The organism is Micromonospora sp. WMMD967, assembly GCF_029626165.1.
GTDB classification, from domain to species: domain Bacteria; phylum Actinomycetota; class Actinomycetes; order Mycobacteriales; family Micromonosporaceae; genus Micromonospora; species Micromonospora taraxaci.
Map to the genome: position 1 here is coordinate 5,539,152 of NZ_JARUBK010000001.1, position 16,325 is coordinate 5,555,476.

Sequence of the window (16,325 nt, forward strand, 5' to 3'; positions counted from 1 at the left end):
TGAGGGGGCCGGGTCACGGCCCGAAGGCGGTCAGGAACCGGTCCCGGAAGGTGTCCATCCGCCAGACCGGCGCCTGCGGTCCCGGCTTGAGCCCGTCCTGCCAACCCCACCCGGAGATCCGGTCCAGGACGGCCCGGTCCCGGGTGATGATGGAGATCGGGACGTCCCGGCTGGCGTTGTCGCCGGTGACCACGGCGGCGGGCTGGTGGTCACCGAGGAAGATGAACACGAGGTCGTCGTCGCCGTAGGTCTGCACGTAGGAGATGAGCGCGCTCAACGTGTACTCGATGGAGTGCCGGTAGTCCGCGCGGATCTGCTCGGTGTTGCGCCGCTTGTCGTCGGACTCCTTGGCGGTCCCCTTGAAGACCGCCCCGTTGCCGAGGGCGGCCCAGTCGACCAGATTTGGGACGGGCGTCCACGGCGCGTGGCTCGACACCAGCGCGAGTTCCGTCATCGTCGGTTCGCCGCCGCTGTTGCCCAGCTCCAGGCGCCGCCAACTGTCGAGGGTGTACTGGTCGGGCATGGTGCCGAAGCTGAACTTCGGCCCCCGGTACGCGAGCTTCCGGGCGTCGTAGAACCGGTCGTAGCCGAAGAAGGAGCCCTCCGGCCACGGCTTGCTCACCGCCGGCATCACACCGACGGTCTGCCAGCTCGCCCGTTGGAACGCCTTGTTGAGGGTCAGCCGGTCACTCGCCAACAGGGTGCGGTGCCGCTGGTCGTTGTCGACCCACAGGCCGGAGAGCAGGGTGTCGTGCGCGAGCCAACTACCGCCGCCGAACGTCGGCGAGGTGAGGAATCCACTCTGCGAGGCGAACCCCGCCGCGCTGAGCCGACTGGTCCCTCCGTCGAGGACCGCACCGACCTGCGGGGCGAACTCCGGGTCCTCGACGGCATCCCGGCCGTAGCTCTCCACGAAGGAGACGACGACGTTCTTGCCGCGCAGCGCGGTGAGCAGCTGGTCACCGGGCGTCTCGGCGAACCGGTCGTCCTGGAGCAGCGCGGCGAACCTCTCCCGGTCGTCGAGACGCAGACGTACCTGGAAGCCGTGGCCGTTGGTCAGTGTGGTCGCGGACGTGTCGGCGACAGCCACGCCCTCGGCCACCCGCACGTTGAACGCGGCGCAGACCACCCAGACGACCACCAGCGCCGCCACGACCCGGCGGGTCCCGGCGCGGTGCCAGATCACCAGCCGGCGCAGTCGTCGCATCGACAGCGTGACCAGGGTGGGAAGGCCGACGGCCACCACCGCCAGGGTGATCGCCACGCCGATGGCGACGGGCCGGCCGTACGACTCGCTGACGAAGGCGAACCCCTCGTCGAGCAACGCCCAGTCGAGCACCGGGTCGAAGGCCCGACTGAGCGCGGCGGTGAACCCCAGGTCGAACAGCTTCAGCAGGCCGAGCAGGCCGAGGGCCACACCGGCGAGCGTCGCCACCCACCGGCTCCACCGCGGGGGTAGGGCGAGCAGGAGGGCGACGGTCAGCAGCGCCTCCAGGGGAATCCGCACGAAAGCCGCCGGGCTGAGACGGCCGAAGTCGTACGGCAGGGTGAGCACGAGCACCACGAGCAGCACGGCCAGGAGGGTGACCAGTCGGGCCACGACGGAGCGCTTCGGCCGCTCCTCGGCCTCGGTGCCGTCGGTGGCGGTGACGTCCGAAAGCTCGCCCCTCATCGCCTTCCGTCCCTGGCTCGGCATCTGACGTACGCGCGTCACGAGCGACAACCCGGGCATCCTTCCATGATCTTTGTTGGGCGCGGTAACCGGGCGACTCAGACGCGGGCGATCCCGCGTCGGGCCACGGCGACCGTCCGGTGCTCCGGCCAGGGCAACCCATCCACCGTGCCGTGAACGACCGGAGTGCGCCGGTCCTCGGCGGCATCGTGGGCGAGGGCTCGGCGGACGTGACGGGTCGTCCACAGCCACGCGACGTCCCGCCCGAACGACTCGACCAGCAGCGCCAGCGACGCCACCAGCACGACTGTCGTCAGTGGCCCGGGCAGCGCGTCGCCCATCGCCACCGTCAGCACCACGCCCTGGATCGCGGCGACGACCTTCCGCCAGTAGCGCGGCGGCAACGATCCGCGCATCCACCCCAGCACCCAGCTCGCGGCGACGAAGACGTAGCGCATCGCGCCGATCGCGAGCACCCAGCCGCCCACCGAGGGTGCGACGTGCAGGCAGAGCACCAGGACCAGGAAGGAGTCGATCTCCATGTCGAAGCGTGCGCCGAGTTCGCTGGACGTACCGGTACGTCGGGCCGTGTAACCGTCCACGGCGTCCAGCACGAGCGCCACACTGGTGAGGACGACCATCAACGTGACCGGCGCCGGTCGGGTGAACGCGTCCGCGGCCAGGGCCGTCACGCCGCCGACGAGGATCGCCCGGCTCAGGGTCACCTGGTCGGCCGGGCTCAGATCGTCCGCGCCCGAGCGGGACATCCCTCGACTGAGCAGGGCACACAGCGCCACCCCGTACGCCAGCCCCGCCGCCCACCCGGCCGGGCCGAGGCCGACGGTCTGCGCGAGCACCGCCAGCACGCCGATCTGCACGAGCAGTCCGATGACCGGACCGGTTCGAACCGTTGACATCGTGCCTCCGTGACTCTGGTGGGTGACCCTGACCGTCATCACGGAAAACATGACCGATCGGTTCATTCTGAACGGGCCTCAACATGTATACGGAGGGACGTGCCCCGGCGGATGCGGATAATTCGTCGCCAGTGAGTGCAGCCCTTCTCAGCCGACGACGCCCCCGAATGCGACGACGGGTGTTCGGGTCAGGCCGCAGCCGCGCCGAGGGCGTGGAGCGCGGCGGTGGTCACCGGGTCCGCCGGGAAGAACGCCTCGACGGCCAGGCCGGCGACTGTGACGTCCAGCGGGGTCCCGAACAGGGTGGTCGTGCTGACGAAGGACAGCTCCTGGTCACCGTGGCGGTAGCGGAGCGGAACAACGACGGCCGACAGGTCGTCGCTGCTCGGCGCGACGTCGTCGCCGCCCGGATAGCCGTGAAGCTCCTCGTGCAGTGTGGACAGGGTCGGATCGCTCGTGGTCACGGCCTGCCGGCGCAGTCGGTTGAGCAGATGGGCCCGCCATTCGGCGAGGTTGAGGATCCGTGAGGCCATGCCATCGGGGTGCAGGCTGAGCCGCAGCACGTTCACCGGTGGGGCCAGCAGGTGCTGCGCCGCGCCCGCGGTGAACAGGGCGACGGCAGGGTTGGCCTCGACGAGTTGCCAGTGCCGGTCGACGAGCGCGGCAGGGTACGGGCGGTGTCCGTCGAGTATCTGCCGTACGGCGGCGCGCAACGGAGCCAGTTCCGGGCCGTCCAGCTCGTGGCTGGGGTAGGCGGGGGCGTATCCGGCGGCAAGCAGCATCGTGTTGCGCTCCGCCAGCGGCGTGTCGAGCTGCTCGGCCAGCCGCAGAATCAGGTCCGGGCTCGGCCGTGATCGTCCAGTCTCCACGAAACTGAGATGCCGGGCCGACACGCCCGCCTCGATTGACAGGTCGAGCTGAGTCATCCCGCGCCTGCGGCGCTGGTCGCGCAGCAGCTCACCCACCGGTCGCCCTGGCCTGGTCGTCACGCACCGACCCTACTGACCGCGTCGGGGGATGGCGCATTACCTGCGACGTAATCGACATCGCTCACCAGAGCTGGCGATCATTTCCGCAGGGGCGAAGCCCTGACCGCAACGAACGGAGAATCATGACCGCGTACGCGCTTGCTCACCTGCGTAGAGCTCCCATCCATCCGGAGGTGCTGGAATACCTGGAGCGCATACAGGCCACCCTCGTGCCCTTCGGCGGCCGGTTCATTGTGCACGGCGGGCCGATCGAGGTGCTGGAGGGCGACTGGCCGGGCGACCTGGTCATCATCGAGTTTCCCGACCTGGAAGGGGCCCGCTCCTGGTACGAATCCCCCGCCTACCAGGAGATCAAGCCCCTACGGACGAGGCACCTCGCCGGCGAGGCGATCCTCGTCGAGGGGGTAGGCGCCGACCACAGCTCGTCGGAGATGGCGGACGCGATCCGCCGGGCCGACGGTTCGTAGCGTAGGGGTCAGGGCTTGGGCAGGGTGAGGACCTCGACGCCGTCGTCGGTGATGGCGATCGTGTGCTCGCTGTGGGCGGTCCGGCAGCCAGTCACGCTGCGCAGGGTCCAGCCGTCGGGGTCGGTGACGAGCGTGGCGGTGTCCGCCATGACCCACGGCTCCAGTGCCAGCAGCACCCCGGGGCGCAACCGGTAACCGCGGCCCGGTCGTCCCGTGTTGGAGACGTGCGGGTCCTGGTGCATCGTCGAGCCGACGCCGTGGCCGCCGAACTCGGTGTTGACCGAGTATCCGGCCGCGCCGAGAACCGAGCCGATGGCGTGCGAGATATCGCCGATGTGGACTCCGGGGCCGGCGGCGGCGATGCCGGCGCTCAACGCGCGCTGGGTGGCGTCGATCAGCGCGACGCTCTCCGGGGGCTGCGTCTCGCCCACGATGAAGCTGATCGCGGAGTCGGCGACCACCCCACCCAGGGAGACGGCGAGGTCGAGCGACAGCAGGTCGCCGTCGGCGAGCCGGTAGTCGTAGGGCAGCCCGTGCAGCACCGCGTCGTTGACCGACGTGCAGATGTAGTGGCCGAACGGGCCGCGCCCGAAGGAGGGCTCGTAGTCGACGTAGCAGGACTGCGCCCCGGCCTCCATGATCATGCTTTGCGCCCACGCGTCGATGTCCAGGAGGTTCGTGCCGACCACGCTGCGACTCTTCAACGTCTGCAGGATGCCGGCGACCAGGGCGCCGGTGTCCCGAGCGCGGGGCAGGTCGGTGGGGCTCAGGATCTCGATCATGCCGCGCCTTCCTCGAACCAATAAGTATCCCGGCCATATTATCCCGGTACTAGAATCGGGGCATGGTCAGGTTGCCGCTCACTCCCGCAGAGGTCGAACGCGGACAGCGCCTCGGCGCCCTCCTGCGCCGCGCCCGAGGGGAACGTTCGATGCTCCTCACCGCGCTGGACGCGGGTGTCTCACCGGAGACGCTCCGAAAGATCGAGTCCGGTCGCATCGCCACCCCCGCCTTCCCGACCATCGCGGCGATCGCCGACGTCCTCGGCCTCTCCCTCGACGCCGTCTGGTCGGAGATCAACAAGTCGGACGACGAGGCCGAGTTCATCCGAGCGGATCACACAGTGGCCGAGCGCCTGGCCTCGTAGCAGCGTCCCGCGTCTGCCGGGCACCTGACCGCCGACAGCGCGGCGACCGGCGACACGCAGACGCTGGTCCCGGTCGGCGAGCGACCGGGACCAGCGGGTGATGCGTTCAGGAGGCGGCGATGCCCTCCATGCCGATGCCGTTCTCGAACTTCGGCAGGCCCTCGACGGTGGTGACGAGCTTGAACGCGATCATCGGTCACCTCGGGCTCAGAACCAGCGGATGGGATGCTCGACCGATGATTCGCCGACACGTCGTCTGGCTCGGTCTGGCAATCGGGTTGCTCACCGGCTGCTCCGAACCGCCCTACCCGCTACCGGACCGGAACGCGGCCGATGTTCGGGCCGAGGAGGAGCGTCTCGCGCGTCTCCTACCCGGCGAACTGCTCGGTGGACCGGGCACGTGCGAGGTCCGACTTCTCGGGCGGGACGGTGCGTCGTCGTTCGCCTGGGCGCACTGTGAAGCGGCACCGGGGCCCGGGTTCACCACCGGCGTCTCCGTGCCGGTGCGGGTGGACGGCGAGCGCGTCACTCAGCCTGGCGACGGAAGCGAGTACTCAGCGAGCGTGCGTCGCATGTTCCCCGGACGGCTGGCCGAAGCCGTCCTGCACGATGACGGCAGACTGCGGCCCTGACGGATACGGACTCCTTCGTCTCCTACCCAGGGAGGAGGCGCGCTCCGACCGGTGGCCGCAACCGGGGCTTACGGTCGGACGTGATCGGCGGCGGCGACCGCGAGCATCTACAGGCATGACAATCGATCTGCGCCGGGCGGCACGCTGGCACCGCCCACTGATGGTCTTCGTGTCCGCGATGGCGGTGCTCGCCGTCGTCTGCGCGGTCGGCATCCTCGTCGACCAGCGCGTCCTCACCGGAGCACCGATCTGGCTCAAGCCGTTCAAGTTCGCGGTGTCCTTCGTGCTGTACGGCGCGACGCTCGCCTGGATGCTCACCCTGTTGCCACGGCGCAGCCGAGCCGCCGAGTGGGCAGCGACAGTCGTCGTAGCGATGGCGGTGGTCGAGATGGTGGTGATCGTCGCTCAGGTGATACGCGGGCAGACCAGCCACTTCAACGGCACCTCCCCACTGAACGGCGCACTGTTCTCGGTGATGGGCGCGGCGATCATGGTGCTGTTCCTCGCGCACCTCCTGATCGGCATCGTGCTGCTGATCCGGCGGATCCCGGACCGGGCCGCCGCGACGGCCGTCGGGTGGGGTCTCGGCCTGTCGCTGCTGGGCATGCTCGCGGCGATACCGATGGTGCTGCCCATGCAGGAGCCGGGGATCGAGGGGATCTCCGGGGCGCACAGCGTGGGCGTCGTCGACGGCGGAGCGGGACTGCCGGTGGTGGGCTGGAGCACCACGGGGGGTGACCTGCGGATCGGGCACTTCGTCGGGCTGCACGCCCTCCAGGCGCTGCCCATCCTGGCGATCCTGCTGAGTCGGTTCGCCACTCGACTCGACGAGCGCACCCGCGTCCGGCTCCTGGTCGTCGCGGGCGCGGCGTACGGCGTACTCACCGTGTTGTTGACCTGGCAGGCGCTGCGCGGGCAGCCGCTGCTGCGGCCGGACGCCGTCACCCTCGCGGCCGTGGCCGCCCTGGTGGTCACGACCGCGACCGCCGCCGGGATCGTGCTGGCGCGCCGCCGCCGACCGGACCTGGCGCTGGCGGCATGACCGCGACGCTGTTCTCCCTGACGTTCGCGGTGGCCGCGCCGTTCTGGGCGCTGATGATCCTGCTGCCACGGTGGTCGTGGACCGCCCGGATCATCGCCTCCCCGCTGATCGTGCTGCCGGTCGTGGTGATCTACGCGCTGCTGGTGCTGCCGGCCTTCGGTGACGTGCTGCCGGCCGTAGCCTCCCCGACGCTGGCCGGCGTGCGGGACCTGCTCGGCACCTCCGACGGTGCGGCGGCGGGCTGGGCACACATGATCGCGTTCGATCTGTTCGTCGGGCGGTGGGCGTGGTTGGACAGCCGGGAACGGGGGGTGCCGGCGCTGGTCATGGCTCCGGTGCTGGTGCTGACCATCCTGCTCGGGCCGCTCGGTTTGGCCGCGTACCTCGCGGTCCGGACCCGGTGGCGGCGGTCCGCGACCGCCGCCACCGGCCCGCAACGCCTAGGCTGACCGTCGTGAGCTGGCTGGGGCGACTGTTCGACCTGCGGGACACACTCGTGCGGATGGTGCTGCTCGACCTCACCGGGTTGTGCTACCTGCTCGTCATCCCGCACTCCACCAGCACGCCCACGGCGACACAGTGGATCCTCGCGGTGCCGGCGTTCGCGGTGGCGCTGGCGGCGCACCGCCGACCGGTCGTGAACATGGTGGCGCAGGCCGCCCTGCTGGCGGTCGCCATCAGCCTGGTCGACGACTTCACCATCAACCAGGTCGGCGCCAGTTGGGCGTTGCTCGAGATGACCATGCGGGCGCGCGGCCCCCGGGCCATCTGGCTGGCCACCGCGCTGCTGGTGGTGGTCGACCTGACCGACTCGATCGGCGACCCGCCACGCCGGTTCGCCTCCGGGGTCGTCGGGCTCGCCGGGGAGGTCGGCGTGCCGGTGCTGCTCGGCCTCGTCATCCGCGCCAACCGGGAGCTGGGTCGGCAGGCCGTGGAGCGGGCCCTGGCCGAGCAACGCCAACACGAGTCGGAGAGCCGCGCGGCCCGCGCCGACGAACGCAGCGCCATAGCCCGCGAGCTGCACGACGTCGTCGCGCACCACGTGGCGTCGATGGTCCTGCGGGTCGGCGTGGCCCGGCACGTGCTCACCGACCCGGACCCCCGGGTGGGCGAGGTCTTCGACGACGTGCACGGCACCGGCACCGCGGCCCTCGCGGAGCTGCGCCGGCTGGTCGCGGTGCTGCGAAACCCCGACGGGGTACGCGGTGACGCGGCGCTGACCGCGATCGAACCCGCCGCGCTGCCGGCGGCGATCGGCGCGTCCATCGACCGGGCCCGTCAGTCGGGAGTCGCCGTGGAGGCCGACCTGGATCCGGCGATCGGTTCACTCGACGCGGTACGCGGCATGGCCGTGCTGCGGCTGACCCAGGAGGCACTGACCAACGTGGCCAAACACGCCGGAACCTCAGCGGTGGCGCGGCTCGTCGTCGCGGTCCACGACGACGCGGTGCACTGGGAGGTCACCGACACCGGTCGCGGTGGGGTCCCGGCGGGTCTACCGGCGGGCGGCGGTCACGGCATCACTGGCATGCGCGAGCGCGTCGAGGTCCTCGGCGGCCGGTTGGAGGCGGGCCCGACCGGCACCGGCTGGCGGGTGCGCACCGTCCTCCCGGCCGTGGTCGCCGCGTCGGGGCGTCGCCCGGCCACGTCGGTGCCCGCTGAGCGGGCGGCCCCGGGCGGGTCGACGCCCGATGACAGTGCTGCTCCGGCGGGGTCCCGCGCCCCGGAGCCGGCGTGATCCGGGTGCTGCTGGTCGACGACCAGCACCTCATCCGGGCCGGGCTGCGGATGCTCTGCGACGCCCAACCCGACATCGAGGTCGTCGCGGAGGCCGACAACGGCCGGGAGGCGATCACGCTCGCCGCGCGGCTGCTCCCCGACGTCGTGGTCATGGACCTGCGTATGCCCGGCGTCGATGGAATCACCGCGACCAGCCGGATCCTCGCCGAACGCCCCGCCACCCGCATCCTGGTGTTGACCACGTTCGGCGACGACGACCACCTCTACCCCGCCCTGACCGCCGGCGCGTGCGGGTTCCTGCTCAAGGACGCGCCCCCGACCGAGTTGCTCGACGGCATCCGCCGGGCCGCGGCCGGTGACAGCCCGTTCAGCGCCGAGGTGCTCCGACGCCTCGTGCAACGCGCCGTGCACGCCCGTCCGGAGACACCCCGACCGGTGCAGGGGTTGACCGCCCGCGAACAGGACGTGCTCAACCTGGTCGCCGAGGGCCTGTCCAACACCGAGATCGGCGATCGACTCCACATCGGAGTCACCACCGTCAAGACCCACATCACCAGCCTGATGACCAAGACCGACAGCCCGAACCGGGTACGCCTCGCCCTGTTCGCGCGCGGCGTCTGACGCTCAGGCCCTCATCCGCGCGGACACGGCGATGACGAGCAGCAGCGGCACGATCAGCAACGCCGGGGCGACGACCGGCAGATGCAGAGCGACGAGCGCACCGACCCCGGCGCCGACCATGAGGGCCAGCAGGACCTGGACCTTGGGGCGCAGGTTGCCCCACGGGCTGCGCGCGGCGACGCCGGCGATCAGGCTGGTGAGCGTGCCGGTCAGGTACGTGGAGGACAGGCCGGGGACGCCGAAACGTTGAATGGCGCTGCTCTGGATGCCCAGCGCGACGGCGGACAGCATGAGCAGCGCGAGGTGGACGTGCGCGTCGGGGGTGTGGAGGGTGACCTCCCAGACCACGAGGAACACGACGAACACCACCAGTTCCAGGACCAGCGCCCAGGTGACCCGACGGGGCCAGACCGGGTCGTCCGGTTGCGCCGAGCCGACCACGCGGGCACCCGCGAGGACACCGACGATGAAGCTGACGATGGCGCAGCCCGACGTCAGAGCCAGCTCGGCGTCGCCCCGGCCCGCGGAGAGTCCGAGCAGGACCATGTTGCCGGTCATGACGCTGGCGAAGGCCCCGCCGAGGGAGAGGAACCCGAGGGCGTCGGCGCTGCCGGTCAGGAAGGTGAGCACGACGACGAGCGCGTGCCGTCGGCGCAGGAGGCGCGGGTCCTGCTGAGCTGCGAGGTCGGGCTGGATCACGCGGGGGACTGTGCTCGGCACTGTCGGCCACCCTCCAGAGATTGTTCTTCGTATACACTTTGTCCGGACATGTTCACGGAGAGGCGACCAGGTGGCTGACGATCTACGGGACAAGCTCGGCACCCAACACCTGCCGCTACGCGATCAGGTCCTCACCGCACTGCGCACCGCGATCATCGACGGCAACTACCTGCCCGGTGAACGGCTCACCGAGGACCGGCTCGCCGAGGACTTCGGCGTCTCCCGCAACCCGGTCCGGGAGGCGCTGCGCGTCGCCGAGGCCGAGGGCTTCGTCCTGATCCTCCCCCGCCGGGGAGCCGTCGTCGCCTCACCCAGCAGCGGGACCATCGCCGACATGTTCGCCGTCCGCGAGCGCCTGGAGACGCTGGCCGCCCGACTGGCCGCCGAACGGGCCACCGCCGCCGACGTGGCCGCCCTACGGGCCCTGCTCGACCAGGGCCGCGAGGCGACCCAGCGACAGGACCTGGCCCGGGTCGCCGAACTGAACAGCATGCTGCACCTGCGCATCCTCCAGATCAGCGGAAACCCCTGGCTGTCGTCGATCGCCAAGTCGCTCTACCTCCATGTCCAGTGGGTCTTCCGGCTCGGGGCGGCGGAACGCGCACCACACTCGTGGGCCGAACACATCCAGCTCGTCGACGCCATCGAGTCAGGCGACGGCGACCGCGCCGAGCGGGCCGCGCTCGCCCACCTCGACGCGGCGTCCGCCGCAGCCCACGAGAACGCCGAAGGCGGCTACGGAGTCACCGCCTAACGGCCGCACGCGTAGCCCTGCATCCCCCGGGGGTTCGCACCGGCGGCGAGCACACCCGTCGCCGGGTCACGGGTCACGGCGCAGAGCCGACCGAGGCTCCACCCGTCGACCACCCGCACCTCGTGCCCGTACGCCCGCAGGGCCGCCAGCACGCTGTCGTCGTAGCGGTCCTCCACCACCAGGACACCGGGCTCGGAGTCCCGTGGGTAGAACGACCCCGGCAGGCTGAGCGTGTGCCAGGCCGGGGCGTCGATCGCCTCCTGGAGGGTCCGACCGCCGACGAGGTGCCGGAGCAGGAACGGCAACTGCCACTGGTCCTGCTGGTCGCCACCGGGCGTCCCACACGCCAGCACCGGCTCCCCGTCGCGGTGCACCATCGTCGGGCTCAACGTCGTGCGCGGTCGCCGCCCCGGCGCCAACGACGACGCAAGGCCCTCCTCCAGCCAGAACATCTGCAATCTGCTGCCCAGCGGGAAGCCGAGTTCCGGGATCGTCGGCGAACTCTGCAACCAGCCACCGCTCGGGGTAGCGGAGATCATGTTGCCCCACCTGTCGACCACGTCGACGTGACAGGTGTCGCCACGGGTCACCCCGTCCGACTGCACCGTCGGCTCCCCCGTCGTCGGGTCCGTCGGGTCGGCCCGCCGTCCGACACCGGGTCGGACGTGGGCCGGCAGGCGAGGCTGCGCCCCGTCGGGACGTCCCGGCCGCACCTCAGTCGACGCGCGGTCACCGATCAGTGCCGCCCGCTCCCGCGCGTACTCCCGGGACAGCAGCGCCTTGGCGGGCACGTCCACGTCGTCGCCGTACCAGGCTTCCCGGTCGGCGAAGGCGAGCTTGAGCGCCTCGACCTGGGCGTGCACACCGGTCGCGGTGCCCGGGTCGTACGCGGCGGGCTTGTCGAACCCGTCGAGGGTGGCCAGCGCCTGCAGCAGCACCGGGCCCTGACCCCAGAACCCGGTCTTCGCCACCGAGTAGCCGTGCCAGTCGAGGGTGGCGGGCTCCTCCCAGGTCGCCGAGTACGCGGCCAGGTCGTCCCCGGTGACCAGACCGGCATTCGGCCGGCCGCTGGAGTCCTGGAACGGCCGTCGGCTGAACGCGTCGATCGCCTCGGCGACGAAACCCGTACTCCAGGCCCGTCGGGCGGCCTCGATCTGCGCCTCCCGGTCCGCGCCGGCCGCCTGCCCCGCCTCCACCAGTCGGCGCAGGGTGTCCGCGTACGCCGGGTTGGTGACCATCTCCCCCGCGCGCGGTGGCCGGCCGCCGCGCAGCCAGAGCGCGGCGGACGTCGGCCAGTGTTCCTCGAACAACGACCGCACGGCTGCCACTGTGTCGCCGACGCGGCCCACCAGCGGGTGACCGGCGCCGGCGTAGCCGATCGCCGGCTCCAGCACCTCGGCGAGGGTGAGCGTGCCGTGCTCGCGCAGCAGCAGGAGCCAGGCGTCCACGGCACCGGGTACGGCCGCCGCGAGCGGCCCGGCCCCCGGGACGAGGTCCATCCCGAGGGAGCGGAAGTGCGCGATGGTCGCGCCGGCCGGTGCCGGCCCCTGCCCGCACAGCACCTTCGGCCTGGGATCCCGCGCGGTGGCCACGATGGCTGGGACCTCGCCGCCCGGCCCGTTCAGGTGCGGCTCGACCACGTGCAGGACGAACCCGGCGGTGACCGCCGCGTCGAAGGCGTTGCCGCCGCGCTCCAGGATGCCCATCGCCGCCTGGCTGGCGAGCCAGTGCGTCGAGGACACCATGCCGAAGGTGCCCTGCAACGTGGGTCGGGTGGTGAACGTCATGACAACACCTCACTGGTATCTGCGGTGCGAACGTCGGGGCCGGTGCCGTCCGGCCGGACCAGGTGGCAGGCGGCCATGCCGTCGCCGATGGCCGTCTGCGCCGGCACCTCCGTCGCGCACCTGTCGAAGGCGAGCGGGCACCGGGTCCGGAAGCGGCAGCCGGACGGTGGGTCGAGAGCGGAGGGCAGGTCGTCGCCGAGCAGCACCGGCTGACGCTGCCGCTGGCGCACCGGGTCGGCCACCGGCGCGGCGGACAGCAGAGCCTGGGTGTACGGGTGGGCGGGCCGAGCGAAGATCCGCTCGCGGGTGCCCTTCTCGACGAGTTGGCCCAGGTACATGACGGCGATCTCGTCGGCCAGGTACTCGACGGCGGACAGGTCGTGGGTGATGAAGAGGCAGGCGAAACCGATGTCGCGTTGCAGGTCGGCGAGGAGGTTGAGCACCGACGCCTGCACCGAGACGTCGAGCGCGCTGGTGGGTTCGTCGGCGATGAGCAGCATCGGTTCGGAGATCAGCGCCCGGGCGATGCTGACCCGTTGGCGTTGCCCACCGGACAGCTCGTGGGGGTAGCGACGTGCCACCTCGGCGCGCAGGCCCACCCGTTCGAGCTGCGGGGCGACGCGGGCGTCCCGTTCGCGTCGGGAGAGCCGCCTGCCGGCCAGCCGCAGCGGCTCGGCCACGATCTCGCCGACCAGCATGCGTGGGTCCAGCGACGCGGCCGGGTCCTGGAAGACGATCGACACCGCGCCACGGTGGGGGCGCAGTCGTCGTCGGGACAGGTGGGTGACGTCGGTACCGGCGATCCGGACCGTTCCGTCGGTGGGCTCGACCAGCCGCACCACGCAGCGGCCGACCGTCGACTTCCCGGAGCCGCTCTCCCCCACCAGCGCGGTGACCCGACCCCTCGGGATGCTCACTGATACCCCGTCCACGGCGCGGACCGGGCCGAAGTGCATCACCAGGTCCTCGATCTCCAGGGCGTGCGGTTGCGGCGTCATCGGGTCGCCTCCTGGGGTGCCGTGGGGCAGGGGTGCCAGCACGCGGCGAGGTGGTCCTCGCCGCCGATGCCCGCCAGTGGCGGGGCCGAATCGCGGCAGGTCGGATCGGCGGCCGGGCAGCGGTCCGCGAACGTGCACGCGTCGGGTTGCGTCGACAGCACCGGCACCAGCCCGGGGATCTCGGTCAACCGGTCCGTGCCGGCGTGCCGACCCGGCCGCGGTGACGCTGACAGCAGCCCGGCGGTGTACCGGTGCCGAGGGTGTGCGAACAGGTCGTCCACCGGCGCACGCTCCACGACGCGCCCGGCGTACATGACGACCACGCGGTCCGCGATGTCGGCGATCACGCCGAGGTCGTGCGTGATGATGAGGACGCTCGTGCCGAGCCGGTCGCGCAGGTCGCGCAGCACCTGGAGGATGCCGGCCTGGACGGTGACGTCCAGCGCGGTGGTCGGCTCGTCGGCCACCAGCACCTTCGGGCCGCAGGCCACCGCCATCGCGATCATCACGCGTTGCCGCATGCCGCCGGAGAGCTGGTGCGGGTAGGTGTCGACCCGTTGGGTCGCGGAGGGGATGCCGACGAGCGTCAACAGCTCGACGGCGCGGGCCCGCGCCGCCCGTCGGGACATCCGCTCGTGGACCTGGAGCACCTCCCCGATCTGACGCCCGACGGTGAGCACCGGGTTCAGGGACGTCATCGGCTCCTGGAAGATGTAGGCGATCTCCTGGCCGCGTACGCGGCGCAGCGCCGACTCGCGGGCGCCGACCAGTTCGGCGCCGTCGAGGCGTACGGAGCCGGTGATCCGGGCGCTGCCGGGCAGCAGGCCGGCGATGCTCATCGCGGTGACGCTCTTTCCGCACCCGGACTCGCCGACCATTCCGACGATCTCCCCGGGGGCGAGGTCCAGGCTGACGCCGTCCACCGCCGAGACGGTGCCGGTCTCGGTCGGGAAGGACACCGACAGGTCGCGGATCTCCAGCACGGGCGCTGTCGCCGTGGTCATCGGCGGTCTCCCTTCGGGTCGAGGGCGTCCCGTAGGGCGTCACCGAAGACGTTGAACGCCAGCGCCAAGCCCATGATCACCACTCCGGGGAAGACGGCCGCCCACGGTGCCCGGGCGGCGAACTGCTGGGCGGTCGCCAGCATGGTGCCCAGGCTGGGCGCCGGTGGTTGGATGCCGAGGCCGAGGAAGGACAGCACCGCCTCGCCGAGGATCGCGGCCGGAATGGCGACGGTGGCCTGCACCAGAATCACCGACGTCGCGTTCGGCAGGATGTGCCGGGTCAGCACCCACAGGTCACTCGCCCCGTCCACCACGGCCGCCGCGACGAAGTCCAACGACTTGAGGCGCAGCGTGTCCGAGCGGACGACCCGGATCACCCCGGGGATCTGGGCGATGCCGATGGCCACCGCCGCGTTGCCGAGGCTGGCACCCCGGATGGCCGCCAACCCCACGGCCATGATCAGGAATGGGAAGGCGAGCAGCAGGTCGGTGAAGCGCGAGATGACCGCGTCCCAGGCGCGGAAGTAGCCGGCCGCCAGCCCGAGTGGCACCCCGATGACCAGGGAGGTGGCCACCGCAAGGAGCCCCACCTGCAACGACGCCCGGGCACCGAGCATGATGCGGGAGAGGACGTCCCTACCGAGGTCGTCGGTGCCGAGCACGTGCCCGGCGGCGCCGGGAGGTGCGAGGGTACGGGCGAAGTCGGTCTGGTCGACGGAGTACGGCGCGATCCACGGCGAGAGCAGCGCGATGACCGCCGCGAGCGTGAGCACGACGAAACTGACCACCGCGAGGGGGTTGCGGCGCAGCCGACGCAGCACCCGCGTACGCCTGGTGACGCCGACCGCGGTCTCCGCCATCGGTACGGTGAGGACGGTCATGCCGGATCTCCCGTCACCCGGATGCGGGGGTCGATGACCGAGTAGAGCAGGTCCACCAGGAAATTGATCACGATGTAGGCCGTCGCGGTGAGCAGGACGACGGCCTGGATCACCGGGTAGTCCCGTTGGAACACCGCGTCGATGGTCATCTTGCCGAAGCCCGGGAGCCCGAAGATCTGTTCGGTGACCACCGCGCCCGAGATCAGCCCTCCGAGTTGGAGACCCACGACGGTCACCACCACGATGAGGCTGTTGCGCAGCGCGTGCCGGGTGATGACGGCACGAGGTCGCAGGCCCTTGGCCTTCGCGGTGCGCACGTAGTCCGACGAGAGCGAGTCCAGCATCGCCGAGCGGGTCTGCCGCATGATGATGGCGGCGAGGCCGGTCCCGAGGATCACCGCCGGCAGGACGATGTGGTGCAGGTTGTCCACGGGGTCCTCCAGGATCGGCACGAACCCGGAGGCGGGGAACAGCCCGGTCGCCACGGACAGGTAGAGGATCGCGAGCAGCCCCAGCCAGAAGTGCGGCACCGACAGGCCGATCAGCGCCAGACCGTTGGCCAGCCATTCCGCCGGCCGTCCGCGACGCACCGCGGCGAGCACGCCCGCGCCGACCCCGAGCGCCGAGGCGATGAGGATCGCCAGGACGGACAACTCGACGGTCACCGGCAGGGCGGTCGTGAGCATCGACGAGACCGGCGTGCCGGTGCGGATCGACACCCCGAAGTCGCCCTGCGCCATGCGCTCCACGTACTGCGCGAACTGGACCGGCAGCGGCTGGTCCAGCCCGTAGTGCCGGCGGATCGCCTCCAGCGCCTCCGGTGAGCGGTCCTCGCCGGCCAGGGCGAGGGCCGGGTCACCGGGGAGCGCCCGTACGCCGACGAAGACCACGACCGTCGACAGCAGCAGGGTCAGGGCCGACTGCCAGGCGCGGGTGAGCAGATATCGGGCCACT

The 16,325-nt window shown here is 71.4% G+C and carries 17 protein-coding genes and 1 pseudogene; 8 read left to right on the forward strand and 10 right to left on the reverse strand.

What is annotated here, in order from left to right:
• Positions 1 to 13: 13 nt before the first annotated feature.
• The 3 genes and pseudogenes from O7631_RS25040 to O7631_RS25050 all read right to left on the reverse strand — a co-directional run bounded on the left by O7631_RS25040 (position 14) and on the right by O7631_RS25050 (position 3,578).
• Entirely contained in the window at positions 14 to 1,672 is a 1,659-nt protein-coding gene (locus tag O7631_RS25040) for a sulfatase-like hydrolase/transferase (RefSeq protein WP_278146499.1), read from the reverse strand.
• A gap of 230 nt (positions 1,673 to 1,902) precedes the next feature.
• Positions 1,903 to 2,589 (reverse strand): annotated as a pseudogene (locus tag O7631_RS25045) (CDP-alcohol phosphatidyltransferase family protein); the annotation flags it as partial.
• A gap of 188 nt (positions 2,590 to 2,777) precedes the next feature.
• Positions 2,778 to 3,578 carry a helix-turn-helix transcriptional regulator gene (locus O7631_RS25050; RefSeq protein ID WP_278146501.1) on the reverse strand — a complete coding sequence of 267 codons (801 nt, stop codon included), beginning with the start codon at positions 3,576 to 3,578 and terminating at the stop codon, positions 2,778 to 2,780.
• Positions 3,579 to 3,700: 122 nt separating this feature from the next.
• On the opposite strand from O7631_RS25050, the gene O7631_RS25055 reads away from it, so the two are divergent.
• Complete coding sequence (locus O7631_RS25055) at positions 3,701 to 4,045, forward strand: DUF1330 domain-containing protein (RefSeq protein WP_278146502.1); 345 nt, start codon at positions 3,701 to 3,703, stop codon at positions 4,043 to 4,045.
• An 8-nt stretch (positions 4,046 to 4,053) separates the two neighbouring features.
• Here O7631_RS25055 and map read toward each other — a convergent pair whose 3' ends face one another.
• Positions 4,054 to 4,827 (reverse strand): type I methionyl aminopeptidase, encoded by a 774-nt coding sequence (gene map / locus O7631_RS25060; protein ID WP_278146503.1) that lies wholly within the window; start codon positions 4,825 to 4,827, stop codon positions 4,054 to 4,056.
• A gap of 62 nt (positions 4,828 to 4,889) precedes the next feature.
• Between map and O7631_RS25065 the strand changes: the two genes are divergently transcribed.
• From O7631_RS25065 to O7631_RS25090, 6 genes are all read left to right on the forward strand, one after another.
• Positions 4,890 to 5,192, forward strand: coding sequence for a helix-turn-helix transcriptional regulator (locus O7631_RS25065; protein WP_278146504.1), 303 nt, complete (start codon positions 4,890 to 4,892; stop codon positions 5,190 to 5,192).
• 236 nt (positions 5,193 to 5,428) lie between these two features.
• Positions 5,429 to 5,824, forward strand: a complete 396-nt coding sequence (locus tag O7631_RS25070; RefSeq protein WP_278146505.1) for a hypothetical protein — start codon at positions 5,429 to 5,431, stop codon at positions 5,822 to 5,824.
• Between the two features lie 115 nt (positions 5,825 to 5,939).
• Positions 5,940 to 6,866 carry a hypothetical protein gene (locus O7631_RS25075; RefSeq protein ID WP_278146506.1) on the forward strand — a complete coding sequence of 309 codons (927 nt, stop codon included), beginning with the start codon at positions 5,940 to 5,942 and terminating at the stop codon, positions 6,864 to 6,866.
• Positions 6,863 to 7,315 carry an ABA4-like family protein gene (locus O7631_RS25080; protein ID WP_278146507.1) on the forward strand — a complete coding sequence of 151 codons (453 nt, stop codon included), beginning with the start codon at positions 6,863 to 6,865 and terminating at the stop codon, positions 7,313 to 7,315. Before O7631_RS25075 ends, O7631_RS25080 begins: the two co-directional genes overlap by 4 nt.
• A gap of 5 nt (positions 7,316 to 7,320) precedes the next feature.
• On the forward strand, positions 7,321 to 8,604 hold the full coding sequence (locus O7631_RS25085) for a histidine kinase (RefSeq protein WP_278146508.1): 1,284 nt from the start codon (positions 7,321 to 7,323) through the stop codon (positions 8,602 to 8,604).
• Positions 8,601 to 9,227, forward strand: a complete 627-nt coding sequence (locus O7631_RS25090) for a response regulator transcription factor (protein ID WP_278146509.1) — start codon at positions 8,601 to 8,603, stop codon at positions 9,225 to 9,227. Before O7631_RS25085 ends, O7631_RS25090 begins: the two co-directional genes overlap by 4 nt.
• Before the next feature lie 3 nt (positions 9,228 to 9,230).
• Here O7631_RS25090 and O7631_RS25095 read toward each other — a convergent pair whose 3' ends face one another.
• Positions 9,231 to 9,926: a YoaK family protein gene (locus O7631_RS25095; RefSeq protein WP_278146510.1), complete on the reverse strand. Its 696-nt coding sequence runs from the start codon at positions 9,924 to 9,926 to the stop codon at positions 9,231 to 9,233.
• A 91-nt stretch (positions 9,927 to 10,017) separates the two neighbouring features.
• Here O7631_RS25095 and O7631_RS25100 point away from each other — a divergent pair, with 91 nt between their 5' ends.
• Entirely contained in the window at positions 10,018 to 10,701 is a 684-nt protein-coding gene (locus tag O7631_RS25100) for a GntR family transcriptional regulator (RefSeq protein WP_269679364.1), read from the forward strand.
• Here O7631_RS25100 and O7631_RS25105 read toward each other — a convergent pair.
• Genes O7631_RS25105 through O7631_RS25125 form a run of 5 tightly spaced genes read right to left on the reverse strand, consistent with a single transcriptional unit; the run spans position 10,698 to position 16,324 of the window.
• A complete protein-coding gene (locus tag O7631_RS25105; protein WP_278146511.1) occupies positions 10,698 to 12,488 on the reverse strand; it encodes a gamma-glutamyltransferase family protein in 1,791 nt (596 codons plus the stop codon). The two genes, O7631_RS25100 and O7631_RS25105, sit on opposite strands and share 4 nt — an antisense overlap.
• Positions 12,485 to 13,486, reverse strand: coding sequence for an oligopeptide/dipeptide ABC transporter ATP-binding protein (locus O7631_RS25110; RefSeq protein ID WP_278146512.1), 1,002 nt, complete (start codon positions 13,484 to 13,486; stop codon positions 12,485 to 12,487). The genes O7631_RS25105 and O7631_RS25110 overlap by 4 nt, the downstream gene beginning before the upstream one ends.
• The gene (locus O7631_RS25115; RefSeq protein ID WP_278146513.1) at positions 13,483 to 14,490 is read right to left on the reverse strand and encodes an ABC transporter ATP-binding protein; all 1,008 of its coding nucleotides are present in this window, start codon (positions 14,488 to 14,490) and stop codon (positions 13,483 to 13,485) included. Before O7631_RS25115 ends, O7631_RS25110 begins: the two co-directional genes overlap by 4 nt.
• Positions 14,487 to 15,371, reverse strand: coding sequence for an ABC transporter permease (locus tag O7631_RS25120; RefSeq protein WP_278146514.1), 885 nt, complete (start codon positions 15,369 to 15,371; stop codon positions 14,487 to 14,489). The genes O7631_RS25115 and O7631_RS25120 overlap by 4 nt, the downstream gene beginning before the upstream one ends.
• Positions 15,368 to 16,324: an ABC transporter permease gene (locus tag O7631_RS25125; protein WP_145780691.1), complete on the reverse strand. Its 957-nt coding sequence runs from the start codon at positions 16,322 to 16,324 to the stop codon at positions 15,368 to 15,370. The genes O7631_RS25120 and O7631_RS25125 overlap by 4 nt, the downstream gene beginning before the upstream one ends.
• Position 16,325: the final 1 nt, after the last annotated feature.